The organism is Tianweitania sp., assembly GCF_032053605.1.
GTDB lineage: Bacteria > Pseudomonadota > Alphaproteobacteria > Rhizobiales > Rhizobiaceae > Tianweitania.
The window spans coordinates 13,239-28,520 of sequence record NZ_DAMBUH010000030.1; the positions used below are offsets into that span (position 1 = coordinate 13,239).

The 15,282-nt window shown below is 61.6% G+C and carries 11 protein-coding genes; 10 read left to right on the forward strand and 1 reads right to left on the reverse strand.

The window, feature by feature from the left end; all coding sequences use genetic code 11:
* The first annotated feature begins 229 nt into the window (after window positions 1-229).
* From cysD to cysQ, 3 genes are read left to right on the forward strand one after another with little or no spacing between them, the layout of a single operon-like run.
* Window positions 230-1,156 (forward strand): sulfate adenylyltransferase subunit CysD, encoded by a 927-nt coding sequence (cysD, locus tag RTX98_RS09360; protein WP_312796197.1) that lies wholly within the window; start codon window positions 230-232, stop codon window positions 1,154-1,156.
* A complete protein-coding gene (cysN, locus tag RTX98_RS09365) occupies window positions 1,156-3,081 on the forward strand; it encodes a sulfate adenylyltransferase subunit CysN (RefSeq protein ID WP_312796173.1) in 1,926 nt (641 codons plus the stop codon). The genes cysD and cysN overlap by 1 nt, the downstream gene beginning before the upstream one ends.
* A gap of 4 nt (window positions 3,082-3,085) precedes the next feature.
* On the forward strand, window positions 3,086-3,886 hold the full coding sequence (cysQ, locus tag RTX98_RS09370) for a 3'(2'),5'-bisphosphate nucleotidase CysQ (protein WP_312796174.1): 801 nt from the start codon (window positions 3,086-3,088) through the stop codon (window positions 3,884-3,886).
* A 10-nt stretch (window positions 3,887-3,896) separates the two neighbouring features.
* Here cysQ and RTX98_RS09375 read toward each other — a convergent pair whose 3' ends face one another.
* Window positions 3,897-4,823, reverse strand: a complete 927-nt coding sequence (locus tag RTX98_RS09375; protein WP_312796175.1) for a carbohydrate kinase — start codon at window positions 4,821-4,823, stop codon at window positions 3,897-3,899.
* 267 nt (window positions 4,824-5,090) lie between these two features.
* Between RTX98_RS09375 and RTX98_RS09380 the strand changes: the two genes are divergently transcribed.
* The 7 genes from RTX98_RS09380 (at window position 5,091) to RTX98_RS09410 (ending at window position 15,278) form a co-directional block, all read left to right on the forward strand.
* Entirely contained in the window at window positions 5,091-6,128 is a 1,038-nt protein-coding gene (locus tag RTX98_RS09380; protein ID WP_312796177.1) for a sugar ABC transporter substrate-binding protein, read from the forward strand.
* A 153-nt stretch (window positions 6,129-6,281) separates the two neighbouring features.
* Window positions 6,282-7,364 (forward strand): ABC transporter permease, encoded by a 1,083-nt coding sequence (locus RTX98_RS09385; RefSeq protein WP_312796179.1) that lies wholly within the window; start codon window positions 6,282-6,284, stop codon window positions 7,362-7,364.
* The gene (locus RTX98_RS09390) at window positions 7,361-8,164 is read left to right on the forward strand and encodes an ATP-binding cassette domain-containing protein (RefSeq protein ID WP_312796180.1); all 804 of its coding nucleotides are present in this window, start codon (window positions 7,361-7,363) and stop codon (window positions 8,162-8,164) included. The genes RTX98_RS09385 and RTX98_RS09390 overlap by 4 nt, the downstream gene beginning before the upstream one ends.
* Window positions 8,165-8,274: 110 nt before the next feature.
* Complete coding sequence (locus tag RTX98_RS09395; RefSeq protein ID WP_312796181.1) at window positions 8,275-10,740, forward strand: glycogen/starch/alpha-glucan phosphorylase; 2,466 nt, start codon at window positions 8,275-8,277, stop codon at window positions 10,738-10,740.
* A 199-nt stretch (window positions 10,741-10,939) separates the two neighbouring features.
* Window positions 10,940-12,205, forward strand: coding sequence for a glucose-1-phosphate adenylyltransferase (gene glgC, locus RTX98_RS09400; RefSeq protein ID WP_312796182.1), 1,266 nt, complete (start codon window positions 10,940-10,942; stop codon window positions 12,203-12,205).
* A complete protein-coding gene (gene glgA, locus RTX98_RS09405) occupies window positions 12,205-13,656 on the forward strand; it encodes a glycogen synthase GlgA (RefSeq protein ID WP_312796183.1) in 1,452 nt (483 codons plus the stop codon). The genes glgC and glgA overlap by 1 nt, the downstream gene beginning before the upstream one ends.
* Window positions 13,653-15,278 carry an alpha-D-glucose phosphate-specific phosphoglucomutase gene (locus tag RTX98_RS09410; protein WP_312796184.1) on the forward strand — a complete coding sequence of 542 codons (1,626 nt, stop codon included), beginning with the start codon at window positions 13,653-13,655 and terminating at the stop codon, window positions 15,276-15,278. Before glgA ends, RTX98_RS09410 begins: the two co-directional genes overlap by 4 nt.
* The last annotated feature ends 4 nt before the right edge of the window (window positions 15,279-15,282 follow it).

The following is a 15,282-nucleotide window of genomic DNA, read 5'->3' on the forward strand; positions in this document are numbered from 1 at the left end:
GAATGCCCTGCAGGCTCGCCTGCAACCGCAACCACGGCAAACGGCTGCAAGTAAGTCGTCGAATTTGACCATTAAGGAAGCCACTGCCTCACGGCGGTGGCTTTTTTGTTGGATGAAAACGTCGAACCGCCTTCGGCGGTATATACGTTCTACGAGAACCCGAAATCTTAGATCGGCATTTCTTGAGAGCTTGGCTTGCGAAGGCGTATGCAGAACAAAATTCTTCTGTCTGCCAGGCGCACCCCAAGCGATGCCTTCCACGCTGACCCATCTCGACCGGCTTGAAGCCGAAGCCATCCATATCTTCCGTGAAGTTGCAGCGACTTTCTCCAAGCCGGTGATGCTGTACTCGATCGGCAAGGATTCGGCCGTTCTCTTGCATCTGGCCTTGAAGGCCTTCGCGCCGGCCAAGCTGCCGTTTCCGCTTCTGCATGTCGACACCGGCTGGAAGTTCCGCGAGATGATCGCGTTCCGCGACCGGATGGCGGCGCAGCACGGCTTTGATCTTCTGGTTCACCAGAACCCGGAAGGCGTGCGCGACAATATCAATCCGTTCGACCATGGCTCGAATACGCATACCCACATCATGAAGACCGTAGCCCTGCGCCAGGCGCTTGATCTCTATGGTTTCGACGCCGCTTTCGGCGGAGCGCGGCGCGACGAGGAAAAGTCGCGTGCTAAGGAACGCATTTTCTCCTTCCGCGATGCCAAGCATGGCTGGGACCCGAAGAACCAGCGTCCGGAAATGTGGAACATCTTCAACACGCGCGTGGCGCCGGGTGAGTCGATCCGCGTGTTTCCGCTGTCGAACTGGACTGAGCTGGATATCTGGCAATACATCCTCCAGGAAGACATCCCGATCGTGCCGCTTTACTTCGCGGATCGTCGGCCGGTGGTGGAGCGCGACGGTCAGATGATCATGGTGGACGACTCCCGCATGCCGCTTCTGCCCGGTGAAGTCCCGCAGCATAGGCTTGTCCGCTTCCGCACGCTCGGTTGCTATCCGCTGACGGCTGCCATCGAGTCCGACGCCGAGACCACCGAAGACATCGTGCGTGAAATGCTGGTTGCGCGTACCTCCGAACGGCAGGGCCGCTTGATCGACCGTGACGAAACCGGGTCGATGGAGAAGAAGAAGCGCGAGGGATACTTTTGATGAGCGCCGTCGCTGCCTTGCGCGAAGTGGATGTGGCTGAAGATGCGTTGCGCGATGAGGTCCGCGCCTTCCTGGCGTCTCAGGAACAGAAATCGCTGCTGCGCTTCCTGACCTGCGGCTCGGTGGATGACGGCAAGTCGACGCTGATTGGTCGGCTGCTTTACGATACAAAACTGATCTTCGAGGATCAGCTCGCAACCCTCGAGAATGACTCAAAGAAACACGGCACGACCGGCACGGATCTGGATTTCGCCCTGCTGGTCGACGGGTTGGAGGCCGAGCGCGAGCAGGGCATCACGATCGACGTGGCCTATCGCTTCTTCACGACGCCGAAGCGCAAGTTCATCGTCGCCGACACGCCTGGCCATGAGCAATATACCCGCAACATGGCGACGGGAGCCTCGACGGCCGATCTGGCCGTCGTGCTGGTGGATGCGCGGCAAGGTCTGCTGACGCAAACGCGCCGCCACTCCTTCATCGCCTCGCTGCTCGGCATCCGCCACATCGTGCTGGCGGTCAACAAGATCGACCTCGTCGGTTATAGCGAAGAGGTGTTTGGCCAGATCGCTGCCGATTATCGCGCATTTGCAGGCGATCTCGGCTTTGCCACGATCACACCGATCCCAATTTCGGCACGCTATGGCGATAACGTCATTGCGCGCTCCGATCGCATGGCATGGTACGCTGGACCCTCCTTGCTGGAGCATCTGGAAGACATCGATCTCGGACAAGGGGCGGCGCAAAAGCCGTTCCGTTTCCCGATCCAGTATGTAAACCGTCCCAATCTCGACTTCCGTGGCTTTGCCGGAACGGTCGCGGCCGGCTCGATCGGGCAAGGGGATGCCGTGGTGGTTGCCAAGTCGGGCAAGCCGTCGCGGATCAAGCGCATCATAGGCCCGCGCGGCGACCTGATCCGTGCGGTGGAAGGGCAGGCGGTGACCTTGCTGCTCGAGGACGAGGTCGAGGCTTCCCGCGGCAACGCGCTTGTTGCGCCCAGCGCCCGCCCGCATGTGGCCGACCAGTTTACCGCGAACCTCGTCTGGTTCGCCGAACAGCCGCTGCTGCCTGGCCGGTCCTATATCCTGCGCACCGAAACCGACCAGTCGACGGCAACGGTCACGGACCTCAAGCATCGCGTTAACGTCAACAGTTTCGCGCAGGAAGCGGCGAAGTCGCTGGCGCTGAACGAAGTCGGCGTCGTCAATATCTCCACGCAGGCGCCCATCGCGTTTGATAGTTTCGTGGAAAACCGCGCCACGGGCGCATTCATTCTGATCGACCGCATCACCAATGCAACGGTTGCGGCCGGCATGATCCACCATCCGCTGCGCCGCGCCGAAAACATTCACTGGCAGGCGCTGGATGTCAGCAAGGCGTCGCGCGCGGCTTTGAAGGGGCATAAGCCCGCCGTGTTATGGTTCACCGGCCTATCCGGCTCCGGCAAATCTACGGTAGCGAACCTGGTCGAAAAGAAGCTTAATGCGGAGGGTCGGCACACCTATGTGCTGGATGGCGACAATGTCCGCCACGGTCTGAACCGCGATCTCGGCTTCACCGATCAGGACCGCGTCGAGAACATTCGACGCGTGGCAGAAGTGGCGAAGCTGATGGCCGACGCCGGCCTGCTGGTCCTCGTTTCCTTCATCTCACCGTTTACCGCCGAGCGCCGCATGGCACGCGAGCTGATGGGAGAGGGCGAGTTCGTGGAGATCTTCGTGGATACGCCGTTCGCGGAATGCGCCCGTCGCGATCCCAAGGGGCTTTATGCCAAAGCTCTGCGTGGCGAGATCAAGAACTTCACAGGCGTCGATTCGCCCTATGAAGCGCCGGAGCATGCAGACATCCACCTCCAGCCCTTCGGTCGTTCGCCTGAAGATTTAGCCATCGAAGTGGAAGACTGGCTGCGAGAACGCGGTTATTACTGAGGGCATGACCCAAACAAGCGACCGCGACATCCTCGCCACCTTCGAGACCCTGGCCCTGCAGGCGGGCAGGGCGGTGATGGATGTTTATCAAGTTGATTTCCCGGTCGAGCTGAAGGCGGATGCATCGCCCGTGACTGAGGCCGACGCGAAGGCCGAAGCGATCATCCTCGCCGGTTTGCGCGAAGCGTATCCGGATATACCCTGCGTGGCTGAAGAAGAAGCGTCAGCCGGCATCTGCCCGCCCGAACTCGACGGGCTGTTCTTCTTGGTCGATCCGCTCGATGGCACGCGTGAGTTCATCAAGCGCAACCCGGAGTTCACCGTTAATATCGCGTTGATTCGGCAGGGTATTCCGGTGATCGGCGTAGTTTATGCGCCGGCGCGCAGTGTTCTTTATAGTGCGAGCCCGGAAGGCGCGTTTCGCATCGATACGGTCAATCACAAGCCCGGCGAGCGCCGCAACATCATCGTGCGGACCCCGACCAGGGTCCCAACCGTCGTGGCCAGCCGGTCGCATCGCACGGAAGAAACCGACAGCTACATCCAGACCTGCGGCGCGGTTGAGCTGGTTTCCATCGGCTCGTCGCTGAAGTTCTGTCTTTTGGCCGAAGGCGAGGCTGACATCTATCCGCGCTTCGGCCGCACCATGGAATGGGATACGGCAGCAGGCGATGCGATCCTGCGCGCTGCCGGGGGCACGACCCGAAGGGTCGACGGCGAGCCCCTTACTTACGGCAAACGCGGCCAGGCCGAGGATTGCGACTTCTCCAATCCCTGGTTCATCGCGGATACGAAGCCAGACTGAAAGCTGCCGATCAGGCTGTTAGCTCGTGCCGCCAGGGCGGGTTGGCGCCCGCGCGCGAAACGGTCACCGCTGCTGCGCGGTTGGCGAAGGTGAGGGCTGCACGAATCTGGTCTTCCGTCAGGCCGACGATGGAGTTCTCGAACAGCAGGTGGTTGTCATGGAGATAACCAAGCACGCCGGCATTTACGGTATCGCCAGCGCCGACCGTATCCTGCACGGTCACGGCCTCGCCCGGGATATGGACGGAATGCTCCAAGGTATAGCCCGCGATGCCTTTCGAGCCCATGGTGATGATCACGAGGCTCGGCCCTTTGTGCAGCCAGCGCTCGGCGATCTCCGCATGGTCGCCGGTCTCGCCGAACCAGGCGAGATCTTCGTCGGACAGTTTCACGATGTCCGACATTTCCAGCATCCGCATCATGCGGGCGCGGTGTGCCTCGCGATCCGGGATGAAGTCCTTGCGGATGTTGGGGTCGAACATGATGACCCGCGCATTCTTCTCGCGCTGCATCAGCGCTTCATAGGTCGAGCCGCAGGGTTCCGGGATCAGGCTGATGCAGGAGAAGTGCAGGGCTTCCACATCCGGCGAAAGGATCGGCATGTCCTCGGGCATCAGCATGCGACCCGCCGTGTTCTCGTCATAGAACATGTAGCTGGCATGCCCGTCCTTCAGGCGCACGAAGGCCATCGTGGTGGGACGGTCGGAAAGGTGAATGTAGCGGGGATCGACATGGCTGGCCGCAAGCGCATCCTGCAACTGCTGGCCGAAGAAATCAGTGGAGATACCGGTGAAGAAGCCGGTCGGAATGTCGAGCCGGCCAAGCGCGATGGCCGTGTTGAAAACCGCGCCGCCGACATAAGGCACATAGCCGTCTTCGCCATCCGTGGATTTGCGCGGCAACATGTCGATCAAGGCTTCGCCGCAGCAAACGATCATCGTCTGGTCTCCCAATCAAGCCATGCCGAGGCGGCATGCGAGGTCTTGTTCTTGTCCGCATTTAGCGGAGCAGGTCCGCAAGGTCGAGGGTCGTGGTTCCTATCCGGTCGTGGCGGTGTATGTCAGCGGTCTCAACACCTAAATTCGTGCAGATTGACAGCGCCCCAGCGCTGATGTTTGCTCGCATCAGGTGCCGCGGCTCGCGGCTGCCGGAGGAGAATTGCCGGGCTCGCTCGACACGACGCGAGAAGCTGGCTGGGAGGAACGATGACCACGAAGACCCTGTTGAAGACAGGTGTGTTCGGCGCGGCTGCGGCTGCCCTGATCGCACTGGGCACACCGGCCTCCGCGCAGGAGCCTGTTACCGCTTGCCTGATCACCAAGACCGACACCAACCCCTTCTTCGTCAAGATGAAGGAAGGCGCCACGGCGCGCGCCAAGGAACTCGGCGTCAACCTGAAGAGCTATGCCGGCAAGATCGACGGCGACTCCGAAAGCCAGGTCGCGGCGATCGAGACCTGCATCGCCGATGGCGCCAAGGGCCTGATGATCACGGCGTCCGACACGAAGGGCATTGTGCCCTCGATTCAGAAGGCCAGGGATGCCGGCATGCTGGTAATCGCCCTCGACACCCCGCTCGAGCCGGCCGATGCGGCCGACGCGACCTTCGCCACCGATAATCGCCTCGCCGGCAAGCTGATCGGCCAGTGGGCGGCTGCAACCCTCGGCGACAAGGCGAAAGACGCCAAGATCGCCTTCCTCGATTTGACACCATCGCAACCTTCGGTCGATGTTCTGCGCGACCAAGGCTTCATGGAAGGCTTCGGCATTGACGTGAAGGACGGCAACCGCATCGGCGACGAGGACGATGCGCGCATCGTCGGTCATGACATCACCAACGGCAATGAAGAGGGCGGCCGCCAGGCCATGGAGAACCTTCTCCAGAAGGATCCTGGCATCAATGTCGTCCACACCATCAACGAGCCGGCTGCAGCAGGCGCTTACGAGGCGCTGAAGGCCTTCGGCATCCAGGACAATGTGCTGATCGTCTCGATCGATGGCGGTTGCCCGGGCGTTCGTAACGTCGCGGATGGTGCGATCGGCGCGACCTCGCAGCAATATCCGCTGCAAATGGCGGCCCTTGGCGTGGAAGCCATCAAGACCTTTGCTGAAAACGGCGAAAAGCCGAAGCCGACGGCCGGCAAGGATTTCGTCGATACGGGCGTGACGCTTGTCACCGACAAGCCGGCACCGGGCGTCGAATCGATCGACTCCAGGGCCGGTCTCGGCAAGTGCTGGGGCTGACGCCGCGCTGAGCAGTTGAGGGGAGGCGGCCCGTTTAAAAACAACGGGCTTGCAGGAGGAGGGCCGGGAAACTGGTCCTCCTCATCACCATCGGCACTATCGGGCGCGATCGAGCGCCTTCGGACGAATGAACAGGCCGCGGGAGAGAGCAGCATGAGCGAAACATCGGCCGGTCTGCACAGACCTCAGGAGTTCGAGACTGTTCTGTCCGGCAGCGAAACATCCGTTGCGAATTTCGAGCCGGAACGGCGCACGGCGCTTCAGCACGCCCAGCAATTCCTCCATTCCAGCCCCGCCGCCGTTCCGCTGATCGTGCTGGTGGCGTCGCTGGTTATCTTCGGCGCGATCATCGGCGGGCGCTTCTTTTCCGCCTTCTCCATGACGCTGATCCTGCAGCAGGTGGCGATCGTCGGCATCGTCGGCGCCGCACAGACGCTGGTGATCCTAACCGCCGGCATCGACCTGTCAGTCGGTGCGATCATGGTACTGTCTTCGGTGGTGATGGGGCAGTTCACCTTCCGCTACGGTCTTCCACCTGCGCTGGCCGTTTTGTGCGGCTTCGCGGTTGGCGCGCTGTGCGGCTACATCAATGGCGTGCTGGTGTCAGTGATGAAGCTGCCACCCTTCATCGTCACGCTGGGCACCTGGCAGATCTTCCTCGCCACCAACTTCCTGTATTCCGCCAATGAAACGATCCGCAGCCAGGAGATCGGCGCGCAGGCGCCGCTGCTTCAGTTCTTCGGCGAGACCTTCAAGATCGGCAATGCCGTCTTCACCTATGGCGTGATTGCCATGGTGCTGCTGGTCGCGCTGCTCTGGTACGTACTGAACCACACGGCCTGGGGCCGGCATCTCCATGCGATCGGCGATGATCCTGAAGCGGCGAAACTGTCCGGCGTGCGGGTGCGGCCGATGCTGGTCACTGTTTACGTCCTGTCCGGGCTGATCTGTGCGCTGGCCGGCTGGTGCCTGATCGGGCGCATCGGCTCGGTGTCACCCACGGCGGGACAATTCGCCAACATCGAAAGCATCACTGCGGTGGTGATCGGCGGCATCTCACTGTTCGGCGGGCGCGGTTCGATCCTCGGCATGCTGTTCGGCGCCTTGATCGTCGGCGTGTTTTCGCTTGGTCTCCGCCTCATCGGCACCGATCCGCAATGGACCTACCTGCTGATCGGCGCGCTGATCATCCTTGCCGTCGCGATCGACCAGTGGATCAGAAAGGTTGCAGCATGAGCCAGATCCCGCACGAGACAGGCGTGAAGCCGCTTCTTTCCGCTAGGGGTCTGGTGAAGCGCTATGGCCGGGTCACTGCGCTCGACCATGCCGATTTCGATCTTTATCCCGGCGAAATCTTGGCCGTGATCGGCGACAACGGCGCGGGCAAGTCGTCGCTGATCAAGGCGATTTCGGGCGCCACCATCCCTGACGAAGGCGAGATCCGACTGGGAGACCAGCTGGTCAACTTCAAGTCGCCGATGGAAGCGCGCGATGCCGGTATCGAGACCGTTTACCAGAACCTCGCTCTGTCGCCGGCTTTATCGATCGCCGACAACATGTTTCTCGGGCGTGAAATTCGTAAGCCCGGCGTGCTCGGCCAGTGGTTCCGCATGCTTGATCGCAGCGCCATGGAACGTCAGGCGCGCGCAAAGCTGACCGAGCTTGGCTTGATGACGATCCAGAATATCGGCCAGGCTGTGGAAACCCTGTCCGGCGGTCAGCGCCAGGGCGTCGCGGTCGCGCGCGCTGCGGCGTTCGGCTCGCGCGTCGTCATCATGGATGAGCCGACGGCAGCGCTCGGCGTCAAGGAATCGCGCCGCGTGCTCGAACTCATTCAGGACGTGAAGAAGCGCGGCCTGCCGATCGTGCTGATCTCGCACAACATGCCGCATGTCTTTGAAGTCGCCGATCGCATCCATATCCACCGGCTCGGGCGCCGCCTTTGCGTGGTGGATCCCAAGCAAATCTCGATGTCGGATGCGGTTGCCTTGATGACGGGCGCCATGCAGCCGCCAACCGACGCGCTCGCAGCGTAAGCTTTTTCGAACCTTTTCTTTTAAGACTGCCGTCGGCGGCTTAGCCTATGTTAAAGGCAGGATGGGAGGATGTTGGTCGGAGGAGCGGCGAACGCAACCTGGAAAAGGCGATGAGCGGACAGATACTTCCAAAGAAGCACCACCCGATCGCGCCGCAGGCGGCGCCGGGCACACTGGCAGACGAAATTCTCAAGGCCCTTATGTTCCGCGTTGGCAAGAATGCCAATGTGGCGACCGGGCATGACTGGCTGAATGCCTCGATCAAGGTCGTGCGCGATCGCATCGTGACGAGTTGGATCGACTCGACCGAGCGCACCTACAAGGCCGGCGGCAAGCGCGTTTATTACCTGTCGCTCGAATTCCTGATCGGCCGCCTGATGCGCGACGCCTTTTCCAACATGGGCATGCTGGAAGACGTGCGCGAAGCCCTGGCTTCGCTCGACGTCGATCTCGATGTGATCGCCGAACTCGAGCCAGACGCCGCACTCGGCAATGGCGGTCTGGGCCGTCTCGCGGCCTGCTTCATGGAATCCATGGCGACCGTGGACGTGCCGGCGCATGGCTATGGCATCCGCTACGTGCACGGGCTGTTCCGCCAGGAAATCCACGACGGCAACCAGGTGGAGTTGCCGGAAACCTGGCTTGAACACGGCAATCCCTGGGATTTCGACCGCCGCGAGCGCGCCTATGAGATCGGCTTTGGCGGCACGGTCGAGGCGCTAACGGACGAACTTGGCCAGCCCTCCGGCAATATCTGGCGACCGCAGGAGCGCGTGCTGGCGACCGCCTATGACACGCCGGTTGTGGGCTGGCGCGGCAAGCGGGTCAACACGCTGCGGCTATGGTCGGCGATACCGATCGACCCGATCCTGCTCGATGCCTTCAATGCCGGCGACCACATCGGCGCGTTGAAGGAAAGCAACAAGGCGGAAGCGCTCACCCGCGTTTTGTATCCCGCCGACTCCCATCTCGCCGGCCAGGAACTCCGGCTGCGGCAGGAATACTTCTTCTCCGCCGCATCGCTGCAGGACATCATCAACCGCCATCTCGGCGAATATGAAGATCTGACCTCTCTGCCCGACAAGGCAGCGATTCACCTCAACGATACGCATCCGGCGGTTGCTGTCGCCGAACTCATGCGGCTTCTGCTCGACAATCACGGCTTCGAATTCGCAGCGGCCTGGGACATCACCCGCCGCACCTTCGGCTACACCAACCATACGCTGTTGCCGGAAGCGCTGGAAAGCTGGCCGATCCATGTGTTCGAGCAGCTTTTGCCGCGCCACATGCAGATCATCTATGCCATCAACGCCGAGCTTCTGCGCGAAGCCCGCGACAAGGGCCTGGACGATGGCCAGATCCGCAACATTTCGCTGATCGGCGAAGAAGGCGAGCGCCGCGTGCGGATGGGCAATCTGGCTTTCGCCGGATCGCATTCGATCAACGGCGTGTCGGCACTGCATACCGATCTGATGAAGCAGACGGTGTTTTCCGACTTCCATCAGCTTTATCCCAACCGCATCAACAACAAGACCAACGGCATCACGCAACGCCGCTGGCTGTTCCAATGCAATCCGGCGCTGACCTCGCTGATCCGTGAGACCATCGGCGACCGCTTCATGGACGACATCGAGGCGTTGCAGGAGCTTGACCGCTTCGCCGACGACGCCTCGTTCCGCGAAAAGTTCGCCGCTGTGAAGCGCGCCAACAAGGAGCGGCTGACGCGCGTCGTGAGCGAGCGGATGGGGCTCCACCTCGATCCGTCGGCTTTGTTCGACATTCAGGTCAAGCGCATCCACGAATATAAGCGCCAGCTCCTCAACATCATCGAGGCCGTGGCGCTCTACGATCAGATTCGCTCGCATCCCGAGCGCGACTGGGTTCCGCGCGTCAAATTCTTCGGCGGCAAGGCAGCGCCGAGCTATTTCAACGCCAAGAAGATCATCAAGCTCGCCAATGATGTCGGCCGTGTCATCAACAACGATCCGGCCGTGCGTGGTTTGCTGAAGGTTGTGTTCATCCCGAACTACAATGTGAGCCTTGCCGAGGTGATGATGCCGGCAGCCGACCTGTCGGAGCAGATCTCCACGGCCGGCATGGAAGCGTCCGGCACCGGCAACATGAAGTTCGCTCTCAATGGGGCGCTGACCATCGGCACGCTGGATGGCGCCAATGTCGAGATGAAGGAGCATGTCGGTGAAGACAATATCGTCATCTTCGGTTTGACCGCGGCTGAAGTGAAGGAAGAACGCGAAAAGGGCTACAATCCGCGCGAAGCGATCGAGAACTCGCCCGAACTGTCACAGGCTCTGTCGGCGATCCTGTCGGGCGTGTTTTCGCATGACGAGCCGGAGCGCTATCGCGGCCTGATCGGTGGGCTTTACGAGCACGACACCTTCATGTGCGCCGCCGATTTCGACTCTTACGCCGATGCACAGCGCCGTGTGGATGACCTGTGGCGTGACAGCGCGGACTGGAATCGTCGTGCCGTCCACAACACCGCGCGCATGGGCTGGTTCTCGTCGGATCGCACGATCCGGCAATATGCCGGCGAGATCTGGGACGTTCCGGCCTGACCGGGCATTCTGACGCAACGAGAGGGGGCTGGTGCGTGCACCGGCCCTTTTTTATCATATGCGTATTCGACAAAATAAAGCATAAAGGCTCGCGACTTTCGCCATTCCCCCTCTAGCTACAATGGTGCAACTTGCACTGCGAACTGAACTTCGCAAACTGAACTTGGAATGAGACTGGACGTGCAGGCGGGAGGGAAGAATGGGCAGGAATCGTGAGCAGCCCTTGGCGCGCGACGCCATGGCTTATGTGCTTGCCGGCGGGCGAGGAAGCCGGCTAAAGGAACTGACGGACCGGCGCGCCAAACCGGCCGTATATTTTGGCGGCAAGTCGCGCATCATCGACTTCGCGCTCTCAAACGCACTCAATTCCGGCATCCGCCGTATCGGCGTGGCTACACAATACAAGGCGCATTCGCTGATCCGCCATCTGCAGCAGGGCTGGAACTTCCTCCACCCCGAACGCAACGAAAGCTTCGACATTCTGCCCGCCAGCCAGCGCGTATCGGAGCATCAATGGTATGAGGGCACGGCCGATGCCGTGTTCCAGAACATCGACATCATCGAGGACTACCATCCCGAATTCATGGTGATCCTGGCCGGCGACCATGTCTACAAGATGGACTACGAGCTGATGCTGCGTCAGCACGTTGACCAGAACGCCGATGTGACCGTTGGCTGTCTGGAAGTGCCGCGCATGGAAGCCGTGGGTTTCGGCGTCATGCATGTGGATGGCGAAGACCGCATCTCGGCTTTCGTCGAAAAACCCGCCGATCCGCCAGGCATGCCTGACAAGCCCGACATGGCGCTGGCCTCGATGGGCATCTATGTTTTCCGCACCAAGTTCCTGTTCGAACAACTGCGACGCGATGCGGCCACGCATGGCTCGAGCCGCGACTTCGGCAAGGACATCATCCCTTACATCGTCCAGCACGGCAAAGCCGTCGCGCACCGCTTCTCGACCTCCTGCGTGAAGTCGCGCTTCGAGGACAAAGCCTATTGGCGCGATGTCGGCACGATCGACGCTTATTGGGAAGCCAACATCGACCTCACCGATGTCGTGCCGGAACTCGATCTTTATGACCGCGAATGGCCGATCTGGACCTATGCCGAGGTGCGCCCGCCGGCAAAGTTCGTGCATGACGAAGACGGCCGCCGCGGCTCCGCGATCTCATCGCTCGTTTCGGGCGATTGCATCGTCTCAGGCGCCATGCTGCGCAGCAGCCTTCTGTTCACCGGTGTGCGCGTGAACTCCTTCTCCTCTCTGGAAGAAGCGGTGGTGATGCCGGACTGCATTGTCGGCCGCAACGTCAAGCTGAAGAAGGTGGTTCTCGATCGCGGCGTCGAAATCCCGGAAGGGCTCGTTGTCGGCTTCGACCCGGAAGTGGACGCCCGCCGCTTCCGCCGCTCCGAAGGCGGGGTTTGCCTCATCACCCAGGAAATGATCGACAGGCTTCCATACAGCTGATGCAAGTTCTCGCAGTCGCCTCCGAAATCTACCCTCTCGTCAAGACCGGCGGTCTGGCCGATGTGGCCGGCGCGCTGCCGCTGGCCCTTGAACGCCACGGCGTCGGCACCACCACGCTGATTCCCGGCTACAAGCAGGTCATGGCACGCGTGCATGCGTCAGGCACAGCGCGCAGCGTGTTTGCCTGGGGCGATTTCTATGGCGGTTCTGCCGAGATCATCCAGGCGGAAGTCGCCGGGCTGAAGCTGTTCGTGCTGAACGCCCCGCATCTGTTCGAGCGCGATGGCGGCATCTACGGCAACGGCGCCGTGGACTGGGGCGACAACTGGCGGCGTTTTGCGGCTTTGTCCCGCGCCGGTGCTGACATCGCAGGCGGCCTGCTGTCCGACTACCGGCCCGACCTCGTTCATGTCCATGACTGGCAGGCCGCACTCACGCTCGCTTACATGCGCTATGGCGCGGCCGTCGCGACGCCGAGCGTCATCACCATCCACAACCTGGCCTTTCAGGGCCAGTATGATGCCGGCATCTTTGCCGAGCTCGGTCTGCCGGATGACGCCATGTCGATCCACGGTGTGGAATATTATGGGGGCGTCGGTTACCTCAAGGCCGGCCTTCAGTCCGCCTGGGCGATCACCACCGTGAGCCCGAGCTATGCGCAGGAAATCCGCACGCCTGAATTCGGCATGGGGCTGGATGGGCTCCTCAATGATCGTTCCGCGTCCCTGGTCGGCATCGTCAACGGTATCGATATCGATCAGTGGAACCCGCAAACCGACCCGCATTTGCCTGCGCACTATTCCGCCGATGTGCTCGATGACCGTCAGAGCAATCGCCACCATGTGGAAGAGCGCTTCGGTCTCGATCGTGACGACAGCCTGCTTCTATGCCTAGTCAGCCGCCTGACCTGGCAGAAGGGCATCGACGTTCTCGTCGATTGCCTGGACGACATCGTCGGTATGGGCGCCAAAGTTGCGCTGCTGGGCAATGGCGACGCGCGCTTCGAAGGCGAAATCCATGCAGCAGCCGGCCGTCATCCCGGCCGCATCGGCGTCGTGACCGGCTATGACGAAGCGCTTTCGCATCAACTCACGGCCGGTGCCGACGCCATTCTCGTACCGTCGCGCTTCGAACCCTGCGGCCTGACGCAGCTGCACGGCCTGCGCTATGGCTGCGTGCCGATCGTGACCCGCACCGGCGGTCTGGCGGATACGATCATCGACGCCAACGAAGCGGCGCTTACGGCCAAGGTCGCTACGGGCTTCCAGTTCGAGCCGCTGGCACGGCAGCCTTTCCTGAACGCCATCCGCCGCGCGCTCAACGTGCATCGCGAGCCCGACAATTGGCGGCAGATGCAAGTCCAGGCGATGAAGTCGGACGTGTCTTGGGACCACAGCGCCGAGTGCTATATCGACGTTTATCGCTCGCTCCTTCGGGGAACACATCTATGAAAACTGTTTCCACCACGCCCTTCCCCGACCAGAAGCCGGGCACATCCGGCCTGCGCAAGAAGGTGCCGGTTTTCCAGCAGCCGAACTATGTCGAGAACTTCATTCAGTCGGTGTTCGACAGTCTTGAAGGCTTCGAGGGGGAGACTTTGGTGATCGGCGGCGATGGCCGCTTCTTCAATCGCGAAGTCATCCAGATCGCGATCAAAATGGCCGCCGCCAATAGCTTCGGCCGCGTGCTCGTGGGGCAGGGCGGTATTCTCTCGACGCCGGCCGCGTCCAACGTCATCCGCAAGAACAAGGCATTTGGTGGTCTGATCCTCTCGGCCAGCCACAATCCCGGTGGTCCGAACGAAGACTTCGGCATCAAGTACAATACCGGCAACGGTGGCCCCGCACCGGAAAAAGTCACCGACGCGATCTATGCGCGCTCAAGGGTGATCGACACCTACAAGATCTGCGAAACGCCGGATGTCGATCTCGACCAGATCGGCCGCGTCGAGGTCGGCACCATGGATGTCGAGATCATCGATTCCGTCGCCGATTACGCCGCCTTGATGGAAGAGCTGTTCGATTTCGCCGCCATCAAGGCGAAGATCGCGGGCGGCTTCCGCCTTACCTTTGACGCCATGCATGCCGTAACCGGCCCGTACGCCAAGGAAATCCTGGAGCATCGGCTGGGCGCGGCGGAAGGCAGCGTCAAGAACTTCGTGCCGCTGGAAGATTTCGGCGGCCATCATCCCGATCCGAACCTGGTGCATGCCAAGGACCTCTACGACCTGATGATGTCGGATGATGCGCCGGACTTCGGCGCGGCATCCGACGGTGACGGCGACCGCAACCTCATCATCGGCAAAGGCATCTTCGTCACGCCTTCGGACTCGCTGGCCATGCTAGCCGCCAACGCGCATCTGGCGCCGGCCTATGCCGGCGGCTTGAAGGGCATCGCCCGCTCCATGCCGACCAGCCGCGCAGCTGATCGCGTGGCGGAGAAGCTCGGCGTGAAGGCTTACGAAACGCCAACCGGCTGGAAGTTCTTCGGCAACCTGCTGGATGCCGGTCTTGCCACGATCTGCGGCGAGGAAAGTGCCGGCACCGGCTCCGACCATGTGCGCGAAAAGGACGGTCTTTGGGCCGTTCTGCTGTGGCTGAACATCCTGGCCGTGCGCGGCGAAAGCGTAAAGGCGATCGCCGAAGCCCACTGGACCGAATATGGCCGCAACTTCTATGCGCGCCACGATTACGAGGATGTCGAAACCGCCGCGGCCAACGGCCTCGTTGCCGAACTGCGCGAAAAGCTCGACCGCCTGGCCGGCACGAGCGTGCAGGGCATGACGATCGCAGCCGCCGACGACTTCTCCTACCTCGATCCGGTCGACGGCTCCACCAGCGCCAATCAGGGCATCCGCATCCTGTTCGAAGGCGGCTCGCGCATCGTATACCGCCTGTCGGGCACCGGCACATCAGGCGCGACACTGCGCGTTTACATCGAGCGCTTCGAACCCGACGCCGCCAAGCACGACGTGCCGACCCCGGAAGCGCTCGCCGACCTCATCGCCGCCGCCGACGAAATCGCCGGCATCCGTGCCAAGACCGGCCGCAACGAACCGAGCGTCATCACATAAGGAA

Excerpts from the sequence above, each read along its gene's own strand:
- glgA (WP_312796183.1), top strand. The coding sequence starts at position 12,205 with ATGCAAGTTCTCGCAGTCGCCTCCGAAATCTACCCTCTCGTCAAGACC.
- RTX98_RS09395 (WP_312796181.1), top strand. The coding sequence starts at position 8,275 with ATGAGCGGACAGATACTTCCAAAGAAGCACCACCCGATCGCGCCGCAG.
- RTX98_RS09380 (WP_312796177.1), top strand. The coding sequence starts at position 5,091 with ATGACCACGAAGACCCTGTTGAAGACAGGTGTGTTCGGCGCGGCTGCG.
- RTX98_RS09385 (WP_312796179.1), top strand. The coding sequence starts at position 6,282 with ATGAGCGAAACATCGGCCGGTCTGCACAGACCTCAGGAGTTCGAGACT.
- RTX98_RS09410 (WP_312796184.1), top strand. The coding sequence starts at position 13,653 with ATGAAAACTGTTTCCACCACGCCCTTCCCCGACCAGAAGCCGGGCACA.
- glgC (WP_312796182.1), top strand. The coding sequence starts at position 10,940 with ATGGGCAGGAATCGTGAGCAGCCCTTGGCGCGCGACGCCATGGCTTAT.
- cysQ (WP_312796174.1), top strand. The coding sequence starts at position 3,086 with ATGACCCAAACAAGCGACCGCGACATCCTCGCCACCTTCGAGACCCTG.
- RTX98_RS09375 (WP_312796175.1), bottom strand. The coding sequence starts at position 4,823 with ATGATCGTTTGCTGCGGCGAAGCCTTGATCGACATGTTGCCGCGCAAA.
- cysN (WP_312796173.1), top strand. The coding sequence starts at position 1,156 with ATGAGCGCCGTCGCTGCCTTGCGCGAAGTGGATGTGGCTGAAGATGCG.
- RTX98_RS09390 (WP_312796180.1), top strand. The coding sequence starts at position 7,361 with ATGAGCCAGATCCCGCACGAGACAGGCGTGAAGCCGCTTCTTTCCGCT.